The 20,788-nt window shown below is 60.5% G+C and carries 20 protein-coding genes; 13 read left to right on the forward strand and 7 right to left on the reverse strand.

The genetic code is table 11. The features are described 5' to 3' along the window. Positions 1-130 precede the first annotated feature (130 nt). Together K9857_RS15410 and K9857_RS15415 are read right to left on the reverse strand one after the other, a co-directional pair. On the reverse strand, positions 131-982 hold the full coding sequence (locus K9857_RS15410; RefSeq protein ID WP_224537143.1) for a glycine betaine ABC transporter substrate-binding protein: 852 nt from the start codon (positions 980-982) through the stop codon (positions 131-133). Then, the gene (locus K9857_RS15415; RefSeq protein ID WP_224537145.1) at positions 979-1,236 is read right to left on the reverse strand and encodes a hypothetical protein; all 258 of its coding nucleotides are present in this window, start codon (positions 1,234-1,236) and stop codon (positions 979-981) included. The genes K9857_RS15410 and K9857_RS15415 overlap by 4 nt, the downstream gene beginning before the upstream one ends. Before the next feature lie 34 nt (positions 1,237-1,270). On the opposite strand from K9857_RS15415, the gene K9857_RS15420 reads away from it, so the two are divergent. Beyond that, on the forward strand, positions 1,271-2,866 hold the full coding sequence (locus K9857_RS15420) for a beta (1-6) glucans synthase (protein WP_224537175.1): 1,596 nt from the start codon (positions 1,271-1,273) through the stop codon (positions 2,864-2,866). Positions 2,867-2,987: 121 nt separating this feature from the next. On the opposite strand, the gene K9857_RS15425 is transcribed toward K9857_RS15420, so the two are convergent. Beyond that, positions 2,988-3,356, reverse strand: a complete 369-nt coding sequence (locus K9857_RS15425) for a hypothetical protein (protein WP_224537146.1) — start codon at positions 3,354-3,356, stop codon at positions 2,988-2,990. Between the two features lie 221 nt (positions 3,357-3,577). On the opposite strand from K9857_RS15425, the gene K9857_RS15430 reads away from it, so the two are divergent. Together K9857_RS15430 and K9857_RS15435 are read left to right on the forward strand one after the other, a co-directional pair. After that, complete coding sequence (locus K9857_RS15430; protein WP_224537148.1) at positions 3,578-4,876, forward strand: serine/threonine protein kinase; 1,299 nt, start codon at positions 3,578-3,580, stop codon at positions 4,874-4,876. Beyond that, the gene (locus K9857_RS15435; RefSeq protein WP_224537150.1) at positions 4,869-5,657 is read left to right on the forward strand and encodes a VacJ family lipoprotein; all 789 of its coding nucleotides are present in this window, start codon (positions 4,869-4,871) and stop codon (positions 5,655-5,657) included. The genes K9857_RS15430 and K9857_RS15435 overlap by 8 nt, the downstream gene beginning before the upstream one ends. A gap of 129 nt (positions 5,658-5,786) precedes the next feature. Here K9857_RS15435 and K9857_RS15440 read toward each other — a convergent pair whose 3' ends face one another. Beyond that, a complete protein-coding gene (locus K9857_RS15440) occupies positions 5,787-6,701 on the reverse strand; it encodes a DUF808 domain-containing protein (protein WP_224537152.1) in 915 nt (304 codons plus the stop codon). Between the two features lie 134 nt (positions 6,702-6,835). Here K9857_RS15440 and K9857_RS15445 point away from each other — a divergent pair, with 134 nt between their 5' ends. Then, positions 6,836-7,441 (forward strand): TetR/AcrR family transcriptional regulator, encoded by a 606-nt coding sequence (locus K9857_RS15445; protein WP_175376903.1) that lies wholly within the window; start codon positions 6,836-6,838, stop codon positions 7,439-7,441. Between the two features lie 128 nt (positions 7,442-7,569). Here the strand turns inward: K9857_RS15445 and K9857_RS15450 are convergent, their stop codons facing one another. Further along, on the reverse strand, positions 7,570-8,028 hold the full coding sequence (locus tag K9857_RS15450; RefSeq protein ID WP_224537154.1) for an REP-associated tyrosine transposase: 459 nt from the start codon (positions 8,026-8,028) through the stop codon (positions 7,570-7,572). A gap of 214 nt (positions 8,029-8,242) precedes the next feature. Continuing rightward, a complete protein-coding gene (locus K9857_RS15455) occupies positions 8,243-8,683 on the reverse strand; it encodes a GlcG/HbpS family heme-binding protein (RefSeq protein ID WP_224537155.1) in 441 nt (146 codons plus the stop codon). Positions 8,684-8,951: 268 nt separating this feature from the next. Between K9857_RS15455 and gcl the strand changes: the two genes are divergently transcribed. The 8 genes from gcl to K9857_RS15495 all read left to right on the forward strand — a co-directional run bounded on the left by gcl (position 8,952) and on the right by K9857_RS15495 (position 18,540). Continuing rightward, positions 8,952-10,727 (forward strand): glyoxylate carboligase, encoded by a 1,776-nt coding sequence (gcl, locus tag K9857_RS15460; protein WP_224537157.1) that lies wholly within the window; start codon positions 8,952-8,954, stop codon positions 10,725-10,727. A gap of 143 nt (positions 10,728-10,870) precedes the next feature. Next, positions 10,871-11,653 carry a hydroxypyruvate isomerase gene (hyi, locus tag K9857_RS15465; RefSeq protein ID WP_224537159.1) on the forward strand — a complete coding sequence of 261 codons (783 nt, stop codon included), beginning with the start codon at positions 10,871-10,873 and terminating at the stop codon, positions 11,651-11,653. A gap of 148 nt (positions 11,654-11,801) precedes the next feature. Further along, on the forward strand, positions 11,802-12,695 hold the full coding sequence (locus K9857_RS15470) for a 2-hydroxy-3-oxopropionate reductase (protein WP_224537161.1): 894 nt from the start codon (positions 11,802-11,804) through the stop codon (positions 12,693-12,695). Positions 12,696-12,855: 160 nt separating this feature from the next. Next, positions 12,856-14,136: a glycerate kinase gene (locus tag K9857_RS15475; RefSeq protein ID WP_224537162.1), complete on the forward strand. Its 1,281-nt coding sequence runs from the start codon at positions 12,856-12,858 to the stop codon at positions 14,134-14,136. Next, the gene (gene pyk / locus K9857_RS15480) at positions 14,126-15,541 is read left to right on the forward strand and encodes a pyruvate kinase (protein WP_224537164.1); all 1,416 of its coding nucleotides are present in this window, start codon (positions 14,126-14,128) and stop codon (positions 15,539-15,541) included. Before K9857_RS15475 ends, pyk begins: the two co-directional genes overlap by 11 nt. 147 nt (positions 15,542-15,688) lie before the next feature. Further along, positions 15,689-16,603 (forward strand): urea transporter, encoded by a 915-nt coding sequence (locus tag K9857_RS15485; protein WP_224537166.1) that lies wholly within the window; start codon positions 15,689-15,691, stop codon positions 16,601-16,603. A gap of 21 nt (positions 16,604-16,624) precedes the next feature. Next, positions 16,625-17,449, forward strand: coding sequence for an ion transporter (locus tag K9857_RS15490; RefSeq protein WP_224537168.1), 825 nt, complete (start codon positions 16,625-16,627; stop codon positions 17,447-17,449). A gap of 95 nt (positions 17,450-17,544) precedes the next feature. Then, positions 17,545-18,540 (forward strand): sulfate ABC transporter substrate-binding protein, encoded by a 996-nt coding sequence (locus tag K9857_RS15495; RefSeq protein ID WP_224537170.1) that lies wholly within the window; start codon positions 17,545-17,547, stop codon positions 18,538-18,540. 185 nt (positions 18,541-18,725) lie between these two features. Here K9857_RS15495 and K9857_RS15500 read toward each other — a convergent pair whose 3' ends face one another. Further along, the gene (locus tag K9857_RS15500; RefSeq protein WP_224537171.1) at positions 18,726-19,355 is read right to left on the reverse strand and encodes a hypothetical protein; all 630 of its coding nucleotides are present in this window, start codon (positions 19,353-19,355) and stop codon (positions 18,726-18,728) included. Between the two features lie 222 nt (positions 19,356-19,577). Between K9857_RS15500 and K9857_RS15505 the strand changes: the two genes are divergently transcribed. Next, a complete protein-coding gene (locus K9857_RS15505; RefSeq protein ID WP_224537173.1) occupies positions 19,578-20,783 on the forward strand; it encodes an MFS transporter in 1,206 nt (401 codons plus the stop codon). Positions 20,784-20,788 lie beyond the last annotated feature (5 nt).

Raw genomic sequence — 20,788 nt, forward strand, 5'->3', positions numbered from 1 at the left:
GCTGAAATGAATGTGGGAGCGGGCTTGCTCGCGAAGGCGTCGTGTCAGCCACCACTTGGGTATCTGACACACCGCCTTCGCGAGCAAGCCCGCTCCCACAGGGAACATCGTGCCTGCTTAAATCAAACCCTTACTTGGTCCAGTCAGCTACGCGCTCCGGGTGCTTGGCTACCCAGTCTTTCGCAGCCGCATCAGGCTTGGCGCCTTCCTGGATTGCCAGCATGACTTCGCCGATTTCATCCTTCGAAGCCCACTGGAAGTTCTTCAGGAACTTGGCCACTTCCGGCGCCTTGGTTGCCAGTTCCTTGCTGCCGATGCTGTTCACGGTTTCAGCCGCGCCGTACACACCTTTCGGGTCGTCGAGGAAGCGCAGTTTCCACTTGGCGAACATCCAGTGCGGTACCCAACCGGTCACGGCGATGGATTCGTTTTTCTTCTCGGCACGGGTCAGCTCGGCGATCATGCCGGCGCCGGAACTGGCCTTGAGTTGGTAGCCGGTCAGGTCGTAATCCTTGATTGCCTGCTCGGTCTTGATCATTACGCCTGAACCGGCGTCGATGCCGACGATACGTTTCTTGAAGCTGTCGTCGGTCTTCAGATCTTCAAGGGATTTAGCCTTGACGTACTCCGGCACGATCAGGCCAATCTTCGCGTCCTTGAAGTTCGGACCGTAGTCGACGACCTGGTCCTTGTTCTTCGCCCAATAGTCACCGTGAGTCACCGGAAGCCAGGCCGAGAGCATGGCGTCCAGCTTGCCGGTCGCCACGCCCTGCCACATGATCCCGGTGGCGACCGCTTGCAGCTTCACGTCATAACCGAGTTTCTGCTTGATCACTTCAGCTGCCACATGAGTCGTCGCGACGCTGTCGGACCAGCCGTCAACGTAACCGATGCTCAGGGTCTGTTTTTCTGCGTTGGCGAATGTCGAGCCCATCGCAAGCACCAGAGCGGCACCTGCGCCTAAAAGTCGTCGCATCTTCATCGTTTACTTCCCCGAAAGTGCTGCGCCCGGCGGATGCCGAGCCGCTTCAACATATTGTTATGGTGCACAGCGCCTCCATCACGCCCACCGCAAACTCTTTCGATCATCAGCGGAGTACTGACGGTTTCGATAATCAACCTGACAGACATCGCGACCTGCTCTGTCAGCGACCTCAAGACACCGAGAAACGACATCAGAACGCCATTAACTACGCGCCATAAAAATGCTTCGGGCAATACGCCCGAACTTTGCATGTCAAAATCATGCAGGGGCCCAAGCACGGGGCAAATACAGGTAACATGCGCCGCTTTGCTCCCTGACGGCCTGACCATGACCGCACCCTCACGCTTTCCTTTTTCCGCCTACATTTTTGCCTGCCTGCTGGGGCTCTTTGCTCTCTGCGGTTTCTGGTACGGTCTGGGTAAACCGGTGATCCTGCCGGACGTCGCCAGCGCCACGCACAAGTTGCAATGCGCCTCCTACACCCCTTTCGACAAAGACCAATCGCCGTTCGATGTGCCGTTCAATTTGCGCCCCGAGCGCATGGACGCGGATCTGGCGCTGCTGGCAAAAAGTTTCGAGTGCATCCGCACCTATTCCATGACCGGTCTGGATGCCCTGCCGGATCTCGCACGCAAGCACGGGTTGAAGCTGATGATCGGTGCCTGGGTCAACAGCAACCCGGTGGACACCGAAAAGGAAGTCGACCTGCTGATCGCCTCGGCCAACGCCAACCCTGACGTAGTGACCGCGGTGATCGTCGGCAACGAAACCCTGCTGCGCAAGGAAGTCACCGGCGCGCAACTGGCGCGGCTGATCAACAAGGTGAAAAGCCAGGTCAAGCAGCCCGTCACCTACGCCGATGTCTGGGAGTTCTGGCTCAAGCACCCGGAAATCGCCCCGGCGGTGGATTTCCTGACCATTCACTTGCTGCCGTATTGGGAAGACGATCCGTCGAACATCGATGCCGCCCTGCAACATGTGGCGCAAGTGCGCCAGGTGTTCGGCAACAAGTTCGCGCCCAAGGACGTGATGATTGGCGAGACCGGCTGGCCAAGCGAAGGCCGCCAGCGTGAAACCGCCTTGCCTAGTCGGGTCAACGAAGCCAAGTTCATTCGCGGTTTTGTCGCCATGGCCGAAGAGCAAGGCTGGCGCTACAACCTGATCGAAGCCTTCGACCAGCCATGGAAACGCGCCAGCGAAGGCGCAGTTGGCGGGTATTGGGGACTGTTCGATGCCGACCGCCAGGACAAGGGCGTGCTGGCAGGCCCCGTCACCAACGTGCCGTACTGGTCGCAATGGCTGGTGATCGGCGGATTGATTTTCCTCGGCACGCTGATTCTGGGCGGTCGCGTGCGAGATACCCGAGCTGCTCTGGTACTGCCGCTGCTGGGCGCCGTGGCGGCTTGCTCGCTGGGAGCCTGGGGTGATCTGGCGCGGGTGACCACTCGATTTACCAGTGAGTGGTTGTGGGTTGGATTGCTGACGGCATTGAATCTGCTTGTTCTGGCACACGCAGCGCTGACATTGAGTCCTCGCAACGGTTGGCGGGGACAGGTCTTCGATATGCTCGAACGTCGTTCGGGCTGGCTGGTAGCCGTGATCGGGTTTGCCGCGGCGGTCTCGATGCTGGAACTGGTGTTCGATCCGCGCTATCGCAGCTTTCCGAGCGTGGCGTTCATTGTCCCGGCACTGGTTTATCTGTGTCGCCCGGTGAGTGTTCCGCGCCGGGAAATCGCTCTGCTGACCTTCATCATCGGCGCCAGCATTGCACCGCAGCTGTTCCGTGAAGGGTTGCAGAACCAGCAGGCCTGGGGATGGGCGCTGGTGAGCGTGTTGATGGCGGCGGCTTTGTGGCGGTGTTTGCGGGTTCGCAAGGCTTAAGCTTCCACCAGGTAGAAAAAATCGCGAGCAGGCTCGCTCCCACAATGATCGTTGTCGTACACAAATTTTGTGATCGATAAAAATCTACTGTGGGAGCGAGCCTGCTCGCGATATCTATTTATCAAACGCTGCGAGACGCCCGAACCAACCGCAACCCCGCAACCACCACCGCAAACACCGCCAACGTCGTGTTGTACAACGCCAATGCCGGGAACCCGAAAACCAGCGCGATCAATGCCAGCCACCACCCTGCCCGCCCCGGCAACACAAAGCCGATCACCGCAGCCGCCAGCGCACCCCAGCCCAATACCTTGAAGTGAATCATCAGCCCCAGATTCGAACGAACCTGGCATTCCCAGCGGCTCGCCTCATCGACGCAGATGCCCACCCACTGCGCATCTTCCATAAAGCCATAACGCGCGCCGTAACTGGCGGCCAGCCATAACGGCAGCAAAACGAGCAGCAGAACCACGGGCAATCGGCGGGACATGAAACGCTCCAATAGGCAAAAACGGCGGCCAGCTTAATCGCCGGACGGCCTTAAGCAAGCACTAACAACTGTTAACTGGTCATTCAATCGCTGCAAAGTGTATCGTCCAGCTACTATTACCTCGAATTAAGCCTGTTTGGTGCCGATGCGTGGCACTTTGGCGCAAATCCAGTGGTCATAGCCTGCGAACTTCATACGGCACCTTTCTAAGGGATTCAGTCATGCTCCGTTCCTTGCGCTTCGCCGCCCTGTTTGGCGGCCTTATCCTGAGTGCGTCCGCACTGGCGGTCGACGTCGACCCCGCCGGTTATGGCTACCCCCTGACCAACCCGTTTGAAGCGACCATCGCCACGACGCCGCCGGACTTGCGCCCGGAACTGCCGACCGACGACGACATCGACCAATCGGATCGCACCATGACGTTGCGCCCCGAGCGTCAGTTCGAACTGCCGGACAACTTCTGGGCGGTCAAGAAACTCACCTATCGCATCGCCACTCAGGACAAGCCCGCACCGCTGATCTTCCTGATCGCCGGCACCGGCGCGCGTTACGACAGCAGCCTGAACGAATACCTGAAAAAGCTTTACTACAAGGCCGGCTACCACGTGGTGCAGCTGTCCTCGCCCACCAGCTTCGACTTCATCAGTGCCGCGTCGCGCTTCGCCACGCCAGGCATCACCAAGGATGACGCCGAGGACATGTACCGGGTGATGCAGGCGGTACGGGCGCAGAACCCGAAACTGCCGGTCACCGAGTACTACCTGACCGGCTACAGCCTGGGCGCCCTGGATGCGGCGTTCGTCGCACATCTGGACGAAACCCGCCGCAGTTTCAACTTCAAGAAAGTCCTGCTGCTCAACCCTCCGGTCAACCTCTATACCTCGATCACCAACCTCGACAAGCTGGTACAGACCGAGGTGAAGGGCATCACCAACACCACCACCTTCTATGAACTGGTGCTGAACAAGCTGACCCGCTACTTCCAGCAGAAGGGCTACATCGATCTCAACGACGCCCTGCTCTATGACTTCCAGCAGTCCAAACAACACCTGACCAACGAACAGATGGCGATGCTGATCGGCACCTCGTTCCGCTTCTCCGCCGCCGACATCGCCTTCACCTCGGACCTGATCAACCGTCGCGGCCTGATCACGCCACCGAAAACCAAGATCACCGAAGGCACCAGCCTGACCCCTTACCTCAAGCGCGCGCTGCAGTGCGACTTCGATTGCTACATCACCGAACAGGTGATCCCGATGTGGCGTGCCCGCACCGACGGCGGCAGCCTGCTGCAACTGATCGACCAGGTGAGCATGTATGCGCTGGAGGATTACCTGCGCAAGAGCCCGAAAATTGCCGTCATGCACAACGCCGACGACGTGATCCTCGGCCCTGGCGATCTCGGTTTCCTGCGCCGGACCTTCGGCGATCGCCTGACCGTTTACCCGCTGGGCGGCCACTGCGGCAACCTTAACTACCGCGTCAACAGCGACGCCATGCTGGAGTTCTTCCGTGGCTAAATACCTCCTGCTTATCGCCGCGTTACTCTGCGCAACCGCTGCCAATGCCGACAACAGCAAAGCCAACGCCCCGGTGGTGGTCGACAGCGATGGCTTCAAGGAGCCGTTGAACAAACTGAAATTCAACCCGGGGCTGGATCAGCGCGAGTTCGAGCGCTCGACGTTGAGTGCACTGAACGTTTATGACCCACTGGAATCGTGGAACCGCCGCGTTTACCACTTCAATTACCGTTTCGACCAATGGGTATTCCTGCCGGTGGTCGACGGCTACCGTTACGTCACCCCGAGCTTCGTGCGCACCGGCGTCAGCAACTTCTTCAACAACCTGGGCGATGTGCCGAACCTGCTCAACAGTCTGTTGCAGTTCAAGGGCCAGCGTTCGATGGAGATCACCGGGCGCCTGCTGCTCAACACCACCATCGGCATCGCCGGCCTGTGGGATCCGGCCACCGCGATGGGCCTGCCGCGCCAGAACGAGGACTTCGGTCAGACCCTGGGCTTCTATGGCGTACCTGCCGGTGCGTACTTCGTGCTGCCACTATTCGGTCCGTCGAACCTGCGTGATACCACCGGTCTGGTGGTGGACTTCAGCGCCGAGAACGCGATCAATTTCCTGAACGTGGCCGAAGTCAGCTCCAACCATCCGGAAGTGTGGATTCTGCGCGGCATCGACAAGCGCTATCAGACCAGCTTCCGCTATGGCCAGCTGAACTCGCCGTTCGAGTACGAGAAGGTGCGGTACGTGTACACCGAGTCGCGCAAGTTGCAGATTGCCGAGTAATTACGGCCGCCCTAAAACAATGTGGGAGCGGGCTTGCTCGCGAAAGCGTTGCGTCAGTCACCATTTGCATGTCTGACACACCGCTTTCGCAAGCAAGCCCGCTCCCACAGTTTTGATTGGTTGCAGCCTTCAGCCTTTCAGTGCTTTCCAGATCTTGCCGACCACCGTCACCGCCACAAGCACCACCGCCCCCGCCACAATCCCGGCCACCGCATTCAGTAGCGTCGGCACGATAAACTCGGCACCACCGGCCCCTGCGCTGACACTCTCGATCCAGTGATGCACCACCGGCACGCCATGGGTCAGGATCCCGCCGCCCACCAGGAACATCGCCGCCGTGCCGATCACCGACAGGCTTTTCATCATGTACGGCGCCGCGCGCAGAATCCCGTTGCCGATGCTCTTGGCCATCTGCCCGGGCTTTTGTGTCAGCCACAGACCCAGGTCATCGAGCTTGACGATGCCCGCCACCAAACCATAAACGCCGATGGTCATGACGATGGCGATACCGGACAGCACGATCACTTGCTGGGTCAGCGACGCGCCCGCCACCGTGCCCAGGGTGATGGCGATGATTTCCGCCGAAAGAATGAAGTCAGTACGGATCGCGCCCTTGATCTTGTCCTTCTCAAAAGCCACCAGATCCACCGCCGGGTCCGCCACGGCTTCGACCAGATCGGCATGTTCGGCTTGATCTTCGGCCTTGCTGTGCAGAAACGAGTGGGCCAGTTTCTCGAACCCTTCGAAGCACAGATAAGCGCCGCCGAGCATCAGCAAGGGCGTGACCAGCCACGGCACGAAAGCGCTGATGGCCAGTGCCGACGGCACCAGGATCAGCTTGTTGATGAACGAACCCTTGGCCACTGCCCAGACCACGGGAATTTCCCGTTCGGCGCGCACACCGCTGACCTGTTGGGCATTAAGCGCCAGATCATCGCCCAATACGCCGGCGGTCTTCTTGGCGGCCATCTTGGTCATCAAGGCGACGTCGTCGAGTACTGCCGCGATGTCGTCGATCAGCACCAGCAAACTGCTTCCTGCCATGAATCGGGTTTCCTTCTTTAATGAATGCCGTGCAGCATAGCGCGCTCGTGCGCCGCACGGAGCATTGTTGAGCGCCGCCGAAGGCCGGTGCTACCATGCGCCACCGCCAGTACAGGCAAGGAACCACCTGGTTTATGAGCACTATCCGCGAGCGCAACAAACAACTGATCCTGCGTGCCGCCAGTGAAGAATTCGCCGACAAGGGCTTCGCTGCGACCAAAACCAGCGACATCGCAGCCAAGGCGGGATTGCCCAAGCCGAACGTCTACTACTACTTCAAATCCAAGGAAAACCTCTATCGTGAGGTCCTGGAAAGCATCATCGAGCCGATTCTACAGGCCTCCACGCCGTTCAATCCTGACGGGGTGCCCAGCGAAGTGCTGAGCGGCTACATCCGCTCGAAAATCCGCATCTCCCGCGACCTGCCGTTTGCCTCAAAGGTGTTCGCCAGCGAAATCATGCACGGCGCACCGCACCTGAGCACCGACCTGGTCGAACAGCTCAACAGCCAGGCCAAGCACAACATCGACTGCATCCAGACCTGGATCGACCGCGGCCAGATCGCCCCCATCGACCCCAACCACCTGATGTTCAGCATCTGGGCCGCGACCCAGACCTACGCCGACTTCGACTGGCAGATCACGGCTATCACCGGCAAGGAAAGGCTGGATGAGGCGGATTATGAGGCGGCGGCGCAGACAATTACGCGGTTGGTGCTCAAAGGGTGTGAGCCGGACTGAAGACCTCATTGACCCCATCGCGGGCAAGCCCGCTCCCACAAAGATCGAGGGTGTTCACAGGATTCAAACTCACCATCAATCCCTGTGGGAGCGGGCTTGCCCGCGATTGGGGCAACTCAATTTCAGCTTTAAAGCCAGATCGCATCCCACAGTGGATAGTCGCCAAGCTGCTTTACCAGCCCTGCCCGCAACGGGTTAGCAACAACATACCGCGCCATCTTCACCAGATCTTCTTCTCGCCTCAGTGCCCGGTCGTGATAGCCCTGCTGCCAAAGCGGCCCGACTCTATTGCTGGACAGATTTACATCTCGGGTAATCAATGATTTGGTTTTTCGCATCAGATTGCTGAGCGAACAATTCTCCAATTCGACCAACCAGTGAAAGTGATCTGGCATGACGACCCAAGCCAGCGATTTTGCTAACCCCAGGTTCTGAGCATGGCGAAATTGATGCACAACCAATCTGCCCAATCTGAAATCATCAAAAATGGGCTCTCGATTAATCGTATTGGAAGTCAGTAAGTAGATTCGATAGGGCTCAGCATAGCGGCCCGTTCGCAAGCGATGTGAAGCAGGTAGATCAGGCATTCCATTGCCCCTCATGATGAAAGTCAGAGAAGGCTAGTTCTGGAAATGCTTGAAGGTCATTCAGACCTTTAGCTGGATGTGTCTGGTTAATAGCAATCGCGGGCAAGCCCGCTCCCACAGTGGTCGATGGTGTACACAAATCATATGTACACCCCTGAACCTTGTGGGAGCGGGCTTGCCCGCGATGACGTCAGGTCAGACTCTACAACTCAAATCAAGCCACCACCCCAGCATCCGCCCTCAACCCCACCGCCTCGATCGCAGTGATCGCACACTGCTCATCCACATCCGACAGATCCCCGCTGATCCCCACCGCCCCCAGCACAATGCCGGCCTGATCACGGATCAGTACGCCGCCCGGGGCCGGGACGACGCTGCCTTGGCCAAGACTATTCAATGCCGCGATGAAGGCTGGGCGTTGTTGGGCGTCCAGGGCCAGCAGGCGGGAGCCCTTGCCCAGGGCGATGGCGCCCCAGGCCTTGCCGATGGCGACTTGCGGGCGCAGCAGGCTGGCGCCGTCTTCGCGTTGCAGGGTGACCAGATGCCCGCCGGCGTCCAGTACCGCGATGGTCAGGGGTGCGGCGGATATCGCCCGTCCCGCGTTGATGGCCTCGTCGACCAGTTTGACTGCGACTTTCAAGGTTAAAGCGCTCATGGTGCCGTCCTCATTTTGTTTTTCGGAAAGTCGTTGGGCTGCGCTTTTCTGCCGCAGCCCGATGCAACAAATAGAACACAATGAGTTATTTTTTTGTATACAATAATTCTCGAAAAGCGCCACATGCGACGAAAAGCCACAGTAGAAAGGGCTTCCGACGAATGAAACGGTTGCTTGAGAAAATAAATTGACCTGCGCCGCTTGCCGTGAATACACTCGGCGCAAAGCCACTTGTATACAATTACAAAACGTAAAGAGGCACAAAACCATGAGCAAAATGAGAGCAATCGAAGCCGCCGTTCTGGTGATGCGCCGTGAAGGGGTTGATACCGCTTTTGGCATCCCTGGTGCCGCCATCAACCCGCTGTACTCCGCCCTGCAGAAGGTCGGCGGCATCGATCACGTCCTCGCTCGCCACGTTGAAGGCGCGTCGCACATGGCCGAGGGCTACACCCGCACCAAGGCCGGCAACATCGGCGTGTGCATCGGCACCTCCGGCCCTGCCGGCACCGACATGGTCACCGGGCTCTACAGCGCCTCGGCCGACTCGATCCCGATCCTTTGCATTACCGGCCAGGCACCCCGCGCCCGCATGCACAAGGAAGACTTCCAGGCTGTCGACATCACCAGCATCGTCAAGCCAGTCACCAAGTGGGCGACCACTGTTCTGGAGCCGGGCCAGGTGCCTTACGCGTTCCAGAAAGCTTTCTTTGAAATGCGCTCCGGCCGTCCAGGCCCGGTGCTGATCGACCTGCCGTTCGACGTACAGATGGCGGAAATCGAATTCGATATCGACGCTTATCAGCCGCTGCCATTGGCCAAACCAAGCGCTACCCGCGTTCAAGTGGAAAAAGCCCTGGCATTGCTGGATCAGGCCGAACGTCCATTGCTGGTAGCCGGTGGCGGCATCATCAATGCCGACGCCAGCGACCTGCTGGTTGAATTCGCCGAGCTGACCGGCATTCCAGTGATCCCGACCCTGATGGGCTGGGGCACCATTCCAGACGATCACCCGCAGATGGTCGGCATGGTCGGTCTGCAGACTTCGCACCGTTACGGCAACGCAACGATGCTGAAATCCGACGTGGTGCTGGGCATCGGTAACCGTTGGGCCAACCGTCACACCGGTTCGGTCGACGTTTACACCGAAGGCCGCAAGTTCATTCACGTCGACATCGAAGGCACGCAGATCGGCCGCGTGTTCACCCCGGACCTGGGTATCGTCTCCGACGCCGCTGCCGCGCTGACTGTGTTCATCGAAGTCGCTCGCGAGTGGCAAGCCGCTGGCAAGCTGAAGGACCGCAGTGCCTGGCTGCAAGACTGCCAGCAGCGCAAATCCAGCCTGCACCGCAAGACTCACTTCGACAACGTGCCGGTCAAGCCGCAGCGCGTTTACGAAGAGATGAACCAGGTATTCGGCAAGGACACTTGCTACGTCAGCACCATCGGCCTGTCGCAGATTGCCGGCGCGCAGTTCCTGCACGTCTACAAGCCGCGTCACTGGATCAACTGCGGTCAGGCAGGCCCGCTGGGCTGGACCATTCCGGCAGCGCTGGGCGTGGTCAAGGCCGATCCGAGCCGCAAGGTTGTCGCGCTGTCGGGCGACTATGACTTCCAGTTCATGATCGAAGAGTTGGCGGTAGGCGCGCAGTTCAAGCTGCCGTACATCCACGTGGTGGTGAACAACTCGTACCTGGGTCTGATCCGTCAGGCGCAGCGCGGTTTTGAAATGGATTACTGCGTACAACTGTCCTTCGATAACCTGAACGCGCCGGAACTCAACGGTTATGGCGTCGACCACATCGCGGTCGCCGAAGGCCTGGGCTGCAAGGCACTGCGCGTGTTCGAACCTTCTGAAATCGCCCCGGCCCTGCGCAAGGCCGAGCAGATGATCGAAGAGTTCAAGGTTCCGGTGATCGTCGAGGTTATTCTGGAGCGCGTGACCAACATTTCGATGGGCACCGAGATCAACGCCGTCAACGAATTCGAAGACCTGGCGCTGGTCGGCAACGACGCACCGACTGCGATTTCGTTGCTCGACTGACAGCTCACTGTTCCCACTGTGGGAGCGAGCCTGCTCGCGATGAGGCCGGCACATTCAACATCAATGTTGATTGACACATCGCTATCGCGAGCAGGCTCGCTCCCACAGTTTGGGGGCCTACACAAGATTTACGGGAGACCACCATGCCGCGTTTCGCAGCCAACCTGTCCATGCTGTTCACCGAGCAGGATTTCCTCGCCCGTTTCGAAGCGGCCGCCAAGGCCGGCTTCAGTGGTGTCGAATACCTGTTCCCCTACGACTTCAGCTCTGCCGAAATCAAGGCCACGCTCGATGCCAACGGTCTGACTCAAGTGCTGTTCAACCTGCCGGCCGGCGACTGGGCCAAGGGCGAGCGCGGCATTGCCTGCCTGCCGGACCGTGTCGAAGAGTTCCGCGCCGGGGTCGATCTGGCGATCGCCTACGCGCAAGTGCTGGGCAACACCCAGGTCAACTGCCTGGCCGGTATCCGTCCACAGGGCGTGGACGATGCCACCGTGGAAAAAACCTTCGTCGCCAACCTCAAGTACGCGGCCGACAAGCTGCAGGCGGCGGGCATCAAGCTGGTGATGGAAGCGATCAACACCCGCGACATCCCGGGCTTCTACCTGAACAACACGGCGCAAGCCCTGTCGATTCGCGAGCAGGTCGGCAGCGCCAATCTATTCCTGCAATACGACATCTATCACATGCAAATCATGGAGGGCGACCTGGCCCGCACCATGGCTGCGCACCTGGGCGAGATCAACCATATCCAGTTGGCCGACAACCCAGGGCGCAACGAACCGGGCACCGGTGAAATCAACTACCGCTTCCTGTTCGAACACTTGGACCGCATCGGTTATCAGGGTTGGGTCGGCTGCGAATACAAGCCACTGACCACCACCGAAGCGGGTCTGGGCTGGCTGAAGACCCATAACGCGATCTGATCAGGTACCGCGTGATCGTTTTTCGCGGGCAAGCCTCGCTCCCACAGGGGCCGGGTTGTCTGTAGGAGCGAGGCTTGCCCGCGAAGGCGTCCTCGCTGACACCCCAAGAATTTTGCGAACAGAGCAATAAAAACAAGAGGATTTTCTCATGGCTAAAATCGGATTCATCGGCACCGGCATCATGGGCCACCCAATGGCGGCGAACCTGCAGAAAGCCGGTCACAGCCTGTTCCTGTCCGCCCACCACGACGCGGCGCCTGCCGACCTGGTCGCCGCTGGCGCCATCGCCCTGGCCAACCCGAAAGAAGTGGCGCAGGAAGCCGAATTCATCATCGTCATGGTCCCGGATACCCCGCAGGTCGATGACGTACTGTTCCGCGCCGACGGCGTTGCCGCCGGTATCGGCAAGGGCAAGGTCGTGATCGACATGAGCTCGATCTCGCCGACCGCCACCAAGGCCTTCGCCGCGAAAATCAACGAGAAAGGCGCGCAATACCTCGACGCCCCGGTGTCCGGCGGTGAAGTCGGTGCCAAGGCCGCGACCCTGAGCATCATGGTCGGTGGCGACGCCGATGCCTTCGAACGCGCCCTGCCGCTGTTCCAGGCCATGGGCAAGAACATCACCCTGGTCGGTGGCAACGGCGACGGTCAGACCGCGAAAGTGGCGAACCAGATCATCGTGGCACTGAACATCCAGGCCGTGGCCGAAGCCCTGCTGTTCGCTTCGAAAAACGGCGCCGATCCTGCCAAGGTGCGTGAAGCGCTGATGGGCGGTTTCGCGTCCTCCAAGATCCTCGAAGTACACGGCGACCGCATGATCAAGGGCACCTTCGATCCAGGCTTCCGCATCAGCCTGCACCAGAAGGACCTGAACCTGGCCCTGCAAGGCGCCAAGGAGCTGAACATCAACCTGCCGAACACCGCTAACGCCCAGCAAGTGTTCAGCACCTGCGCGGCCATCGGTGGCAGCAACTGGGACCACTCGGCGCTGATCAAGGGTCTGGAACACATGGCCAACTTCTCGATTCGCGACAAGAAGTAAGCCCTGCCCCAGCCTCATCCCCTGTAGGAGCGAGGCTCGCCCGCGAAGAACACCCCTCGGTGCAGCAGAAACACCGTGGTGTCCGGTTCGCGGGCAAGCCTCGCTCCTACAGAGGAATCAGCGTTTCCCATCAAATAACAAGAATTCCCGGGAGCCCGCCATGTCGGTCGATCCGCAACAATTCCTGCGCGAGCTGTTCGCCACAGCCATCGACGCGGCCCATCCGCAGCAAGTCCTCGAAGCCCATCTGCCTGCCGACCGCACCGGTCGAGTGATCGTCATCGGCGCCGGCAAGGCCGCGGCCGCCATGGCCCAGGTGGTCGAGCGCTGCTGGCAGGGTGAAGTGTCCGGTCTGGTGGTGACGCGTTACGGTCACGGCGCCCCTTGCGAAAAAATCGAAGTGGTCGAGGCCGCGCATCCGGTGCCTGACGCGGCGGGTCAAGCCGTCGCCAAGCGCGTTTTCGAGCTGGTCAGCGGCCTGAGCGAAAGTGACCGCGTGATCTTCCTGCTGTCCGGCGGCGGTTCAGCCCTGCTGGCGCTTCCGGCGGCCGGCATCACCCTGGCCGACAAGCAGTCGATCAACAAGGCCCTGCTCAAATCCGGCGCCACCATCGGCGAGATGAACTGCGTGCGCAAGCACCTCTCGGCGATCAAGGGCGGACGCCTGGGCAAGGCCTGCTGGCCTGCCACTGTTTATACCTACGCGATTTCCGATGTACCAGGCGACCTCGCCACGGTCATCGCTTCCGGTCCTACCGTGGCCGACCCAAGCACTTCGGCAGAAGCGCTGGCAATCCTCAAGCGCTACAACATCGAAGTGCCGGCCTCCGTGCGCACCTGGCTGCAAAGCCCGGAATCGGAAACCGTCAAACCCGGCGATCCGAGCCTGGCCCGCAGTCACTTCCAGTTGATCGCCCGTCCGCAGCAGTCGCTGGAAGCGGCGGCGGTGAAATGCCGCCAGGCCGGGTTCAGCCCGCTGATCCTCGGCGATCTGGAAGGCGAATCCCGCGAAGTGGCGAAAGTCCACGCCGGCATCGCCCGCCAAGTGGTGCTGCACGGTCAGCCGCTGGCGGCGCCCTGCGTGATCCTCTCCGGTGGCGAAACCACCGTCACCGTGCGCGGCAACGGCCGTGGCGGACGCAACGCCGAGTTCCTGCTGAGCCTGACCGATAGCCTCAAGGGCCTGCCCGGCGTCTATGCGCTGGCCGGTGACACCGATGGCATCGACGGCTCCGAAGACAACGCCGGCGCCATCATGACCCCGGACAGCTACGCCCGCGCCGCCGCACTGGGCCTGAGCGCCAGCGACGAACTGGATAACAACAATGGCTACGGCTACTTCCAGGCGCTGGACGCGCTGATCGTCACCGAGCCGACCCGCACCAACGTCAACGACTTCCGCGCCATCCTGATTCTCGAGAGCCCTAAACATGACGCCTGACAAGAAGGTAAAAATCCTCGCCACCCTGGGCCCCGCCACTGACGGAATCGACGACATCCGCGAACTGGTGCAGGCCGGGGTCAACATCTTCCGCCTGAACTTCAGCCACGGCGATCACGCCGACCACGCCAAGCGCTACCAGTGGATTCGTGAAGTCGAGCGCCAGCTGAACTATCCGCTGGGTATCCTGATGGACCTGCAAGGCCCGAAACTGCGGGTCGGCAAGTTCGCCGAAGGCAAGGTGCAACTGGTGCGCGGCCAGGCCCTGCGCCTGGACCTCGATGCCACACCGGGGGATGAGCGCCGGGTCAACCTGCCGCACCCGGAAATCATCGCCGCTCTGGAGCCGGGCATGGACCTGCTGCTGGACGATGGCAAGCTGCGCCTGCGGGTGGTCAGCAAGTACGACGACGCCATCGACACCACGGTGCTCAACGGCGGCGAACTGTCGGACCGCAAGGGCGTGAACGTCCCGCAAGCGGTGCTCGACTTAAGCCCGCTGACCGCCAAGGATCGCCGCGACCTGAGTTTCGGCCTGGAACTGGGTGTGGACTGGGTGGCGCTGTCGTTCGTACAGCGCCCTGAAGACATTCGCGAGGCCCGCGCGCTGATCGGCGACCGGGCGTTTCTGATGGCCAAGATCGAGAAGCCATCGGCGGTGACCCAATTGCGGGAAATCGCCGAACTGAGCGACGCGATCATGGTTGCCCGTGGCGATCTGGGCGTGGAAGTGCCGGCCGAAAGTGTGCCGCAGATCCAGAAAAACATCATCAGCACCTGCCGCCAACTCGGCAAGCCGGTGGTGGTGGCCACGCAGATGCTCGAATCGATGCGCTTCTCCCCGGCACCGACCCGCGCCGAAGTCACTGACGTGGCCAACGCCGTGGCCGAAGGCGCCGATGCGGTGATGCTGTCGGCGGAAACCGCGTCCGGCGAGTACCCGCTGGAAGCCGTGCAGATGATGAGCAAGATCATCCGCCAGGTGGAAAACGGCCCGGACTATCAGGCCCAGCTCGACGTCAGCCGACCGAAAGCCGAAGCCACGGTGTCCGACGCGATCAGCTGCGCGATCCGTCGCATCAGCAACGTGCTGCCGGTGGCGGTGCTGGTGAACTACAGCGAATCGGGCGCCTCGAGTTTGCGCGCCGCGCGTGAGCGGCCGACCGTGCCGATCCTCAACCTCACGCCGAACCTGCAGACCGCTCGCCGCCTGACCGTGGCCTGGGGCGTGCACTCGGTGGTCAATGATCGTCTGCGCCAGGTGGATGAAGTCTGCTCGACGGCCCTGGAAATCGCCCAGGCCCAGGGCATGGCCGAGCGTGGCGACACCTTGTTGATCACGGCGGGTGTGCCGTTTGGGCAGCCGGGGTCGACTAACTCATTGCGTATCGAGACGTTGATCTAGAACGCCATACCGGCCTCATCGCGAGCAGGCTCGCTCCCACATTGGTTTTGTGTCGTGCACAGGATCAAGACTGAACGCAGATTCAGTGTGGGAGCGAGCCTGCTCGCGATGCAGGCAACTCGGTCCACTGACTTTTTTTGAACTGCCATGCCTGCCAATCACTTCAACACCCACTGCCCCGACTGGGCCGAGGCGTTCCTCAACGGCTTCAGTCAGATATTCCTCCAGCGCCATCCGCTCTGCGGCCTGCTGTGCCTATCCGCCATCCTCTTCACCGCACCGGCATTGCTCGGTGGCGCGTTGCTCGGTGGCGTCGCCGGTCTGCTCACCGCGCAGCGACGCAACTACGCCAAGGCCGATCGCCAGGCCGGTCTGTTCAGCTACAACGGCGTGCTGATCGGCCTGTTGCTGAGCCTGTACTTCCCCTGGTCGGCGATGATGCCGCCGCTGATTCTGGCCGCCGGTGGCCTGAGCGCGATCATCACCCAGCAGTGGCTCAAGCGCGCCCGGGTCAACCAATGCGTGCCCGCCTACACCGCGCCATTCGTGGGCCTGAGCTGGTTGCTGCTGTGCTTTGCTGAGCCTTCGACCGCCACCGCCCCGATTGAACTGGATACCGCGAACCTGTTTGCCGCGTTGCTCAAAGGCTTCGGCCAGGTGATGTTCCTCGATCATCCGCTGGCCGGGGCGATGATTGCCGCCGGTTTGCTGATCGCCGATCGCCGCGCCTTCTGCTGGGCACTGCTGGCCTCTGCCATCGGCCTGGGTTCCAGCCTGCTGCATCACGAAACCGGCACGGCCCTGCTGGGTCTGGGCGGTTACAACGCGGTATTGGCCGCGCTCGCCTTCAGTGCGCAACGCCAGCATCCGTGGCTGCCGCTGCTCGGCATCGTCCTGGCGCTGCTGCTGACGCCGCTGTTCGCCGCCGTGGGCCTCGCCACACTGACCGCGCCGTTCATCCTCGCCTGCTGGCTGATCCGCGCCGGCATTCAGATGCTCGGCAAAACCGCTGTCGATAACACGCCTTGCGCTCACGGGGACAATCAACCTAGGCTGCGCTGATCTTCGTTTCAGGCGTTATCCATGGACAGCAGCAACAACTGGCGTGAACAGCTTTACGTCATGATTTTCCAGACCGACACCAAGGCTGGCAGGCGCTTCGACGGCATCTTGCTGTTAATCATCCTCGCCAGCCTGGTGATCGTGATGCTCGACAGTATCGACACCGTTCACCGCAATTACGCCGACGTGCTGGCGTACATCGAGTGGGGCTTCACGGTGATCTTCCTCGGCGAGTACATACTGCGGCTTTACTGCTCGCCCAAGCCCCTGCGTTACGCCTTCAGCTTTTACGGGCTGGTGGACTTGCTGGCGATCGTCCCCGGCATCATTGCCCTCTACTATTCCGACGCCCAGTACCTGCTGATTATCCGGATCATCCGGATGCTGCGGATTTTCCGTGTGCTCAAGCTCAGCCCGTACCTGAAGCAGGCCAACTATCTGATGTCGGCGCTGCGCGGCAGCAAGCAGAAGATCGTGGTGTTTCTGGTCAGCGTCTGCACCCTGGTGACGGTGTTCGGCACGCTGATGTATGTCATCGAAGGCCCGGAACATGGCTTCACCAGCATTCCCAAAGGCATCTATTGGGCTATCGTGACATTGACCACTGTGGGCTTTGGCGACATCGTGCCGAAGACACCGCTGGGCCAGGTGATTTCCTCGCTGGTGATGATCACCGGTTACTCGATCATCGCCGTGCCCACCGGGATTTTCACCGCCGAACTGGCCAACGCCCTGCGCGGTGAACAACTGCAACATGACTGCCCGGTGTGCCGCAAAAACAGCCATGAACACGGCGCTGCGTTCTGCTCGCGTTGTGGCAATGCACTGTTCAAGAAATTGGAATAAGCAAAGTTCTTTTTAATATTTAAGGGACTATGCAAGCCCGGCTATAGTCGCTGGCAAATTGCCTCAATTTTCAAATAGAGAACAAGGAATTCGCAGTGAAAAAAATCTTTGGCGCTTCACTCCTGGCCGCTGGCCTGGCCCTGAGCAGCATGGCTCAAGCCGCACCGACCCTGCTCAACGTTTCCTACGACGTGATGCGCGATTTCTACAAGGACTACAACACTGCGTTCCAGAAACACTGGCAGGCCGAGCACAACGAGAACATCACCCTGCAGATGTCGTTCGGTGGCTCCAGCAAACAGGCGCGCTCGGTGATCGACGGCCTGCCCGCCGATGTGATCACCATGAACATGGCCACCGACATCAACGCCCTGGCCGACAACGGCAAACTGGTCCCGGACAACTGGGTCACCCGTCTGCCGAACAACAGCGCGCCGTTCACTTCGGCCACCGTATTCATCGTCCGCAAGGGCAACCCGAAAGCGTTGAAAGACTGGCCGGACCTGCTCAAGGACGGCGTACAAGTGGTCGTGCCAAACCCGAAAACCTCGGGTAACGGCCGCTACACCTATCTGTCCGCCTGGGGCTACGTGCTGAAAAACGGCGGCGACGAGAACAAAGCCAAGGAATTCGTCGGCAAGCTGTTCAAGCAGGCGCCGGTGCTCGATACCGGTGGCCGTGCCGCTACCACCACTTTCATGACCAACCAGATCGGCGACGTGCTGGTGACCTTCGAAAACGAAGCGGAAATGATCGCCCGCGAATTCGGTCGCGACCAGTTCGAAGTAATTTACCCAAGCGTTTCCGCTGAAGCCGAGCCGCCGGTATCGGTGGTCGACAAATCGGTCGACAAGAAAGGCACCCGCGCCGCCGCCGAGGAATACCTGAAGTACCTGTGGTCGCCGGAAGGCCAGGAGATTGCTGCTGCCAACTACCTGCGTCCGCGTGATCCTGCGGTGCTGGCCAAGCACACCGACCGCTTCCCGAAAGTGGATTTCCTGTCGGTGGAGAAGACCTTCGGTGACTGGCGCACCGTACAGAAGACTCACTTCAATGATGGTGGGGTTTTCGATCAGATCTATACGCAGTAAGACCTGAGCGGTAATGGAAAAGGCGGCCTCATGAGGTCGCCTTTTTTACACCCAGAACTGTAGGAGCGAGGCTTGCCCGCGAATAGGCCATCAGACCCAACATCGATGTCGCCTGGAGGTCAGTCTTCGCGGGCAAGCCTCGCTCCTACAGATGAGGGTGTCAGGTCAGGTTTGCGCAGAGGGTGTTACATCGGTGGCGTCACACCGTCCTTTCCCGCCGAGATCGATTGCGCGGTGAGCGTACCGTCGGCACTCTGGGTCACGAAGGTGACGATCTTCACGCCTACCTTCAGCAAGCTGCGATCCCCCGGCATCAGGTTTACGATCGGCACATCCTCTGGCACCAGAATCTTTTGCTGGCCGCCCTTGTAGTTTACGGTCAGCACACGGCCATTACTGACCACCAGATCGCCGACGCTGCCGTTGGTCATGCTGCTGCCCTTGACCAGATCGAAGGGCCGGTGACCGTCGCCGCTGCCCGCCAGCTCCGGCGGAAAGACATGGACTTCCAGCGCCTTGAGGCTGCCATCTTCCTGGGGAATGGCAGCAGAACCGATGTAGCTCCCGGGCTTTATGTCTTCGATGTTGGCCAGGGTGACGGCGCGCACTTTGGTGTCCTTGGTCAGGTTGATCACAACGTTCTCACCGCTGTTGGCATGGACTTTCAGAGCGTCGGGACTGACTCCGGTAATCTCGCCTCGTACACCGATGCGCAAGCCCGGCGCATCCTCGGCCAAGGCAGGATTGGCACTGAAGAGAGCGAATAGAGTGACCAGCGAAACAGCGTGAACAATGTGACGGAGCATTGCATTCATGGACATGTCCTCCTGTGACGAAACCGGAAAGAGAACATAAGCACGCTATCGAACAAGATGTAAGTGAATGTATCATCGGCCCCATAATTTTCGACGCGACGCCCACCGGCCAATCGTCACTCATTCCGCAACGGAATGACTGCTATCACTCCAATCCCTCTTCTGCCGCACCGGTCGGGCCATTAGCCTGCACGCATTCTCTCAAGCCTAGCGAGACACGTTATGAATCCAGCGACCCAGGTGCCCCACGGCACCGTGACAATGACCCGAGGCATGGTGCTGCTTTTCGCCTTCTGCTGCGGGGCGATCGTGGGCAATCTCTATTACGCGCAGCCGATCATCGGCATGATCGCGCCGGACCTCGGCCTGAGCAACAGTCTGGCCAGCTTCATCGTTTCGCTGACCCAGATCGGCTATGCCCTGGGCCTGTTCTTCCTGGTGCCGCTGGGTGATCTGCTGGAAAACCGCCGCCTGATGATGATCACCAATCTGGTGGCGATCGCCAGCCTGCTGGGCGCGGCGTTCACCGATCAGCCGAATGTGTTCCTGCTGGTTTCGCTGCTGGTGGGCTTCAGCTCGGTGTCGGTGCAGATCCTGATTCCGCTGGCCGCGCATCTGGCGCCGGAAGAGTCCCGTGGCCGGGTGGTCGGCGGGATCATGGGCGGGCTGCTGCTGGGCATTCTGCTGGCGCGACCGGTGTCCAGCGTGATCGCCGACCACTTCGGCTGGCGTGCGATGTTTATCGTCGCGGCGCTGTTGATGGTGGCGATCAGCATCGTGGTGGCGGTAACCATTCCCAAGCGCCAGCCTGATCACAGTGCGTCCTATGGCCAGTTGCTCGGCTCGCTCTGGACGTTGCTGCGCAAGCAACCGGTACTGCGTCAGCGGGCGTTCTACCAGGGCTGCATGTTCGCCACCTTCAGCCTGTTCTGGACCGCCGTGCCGCTGGAGCTGGCACGCAACCATGGCTTGTCGCAATCGCAGATCGCGATTTTCGCCCTGGTCGGTGCCATTGGTGCGGTCGCAGCGCCCATCGCAGGGCGCTTGGCCGATGCCGGCCACACTCGTATCGCTTCGTTGCTTGCACTGCTGTTCGCCAGCTTGAGTTTCCTGCCGGCCTTCATCCATCCGGCCTACAGCGTCATTGGTCTTGCGGTAACTGGCGTGGTCCTGGATTTCTGCGTACAGATGAACATGGTCCTGGGCCAGCGCGCGGTCTACGCCCTCGACGCCAAGAGCCGCAGCCGCCTGAATGCGCTGTACATGACCAGCATCTTCATCGGCGGCGCGTTCGGCTCATCGGTCGCCAGCGCGGTGTATGAACATGGCGGGTGGTTGTGGATCGTGCTGGTGGGCAGCGCGTTTCCGTTGCTGGCGCTGTTGCGGTTCCTGAGTGTCGCGAAGGAGCCGTCGCTGGCGACCGCCTGATCACC

The sequence above is a fragment of the Pseudomonas sp. REP124 genome (assembly GCF_020164475.1).
Lineage (GTDB): Bacteria > Pseudomonadota > Gammaproteobacteria > Pseudomonadales > Pseudomonadaceae > Aquipseudomonas.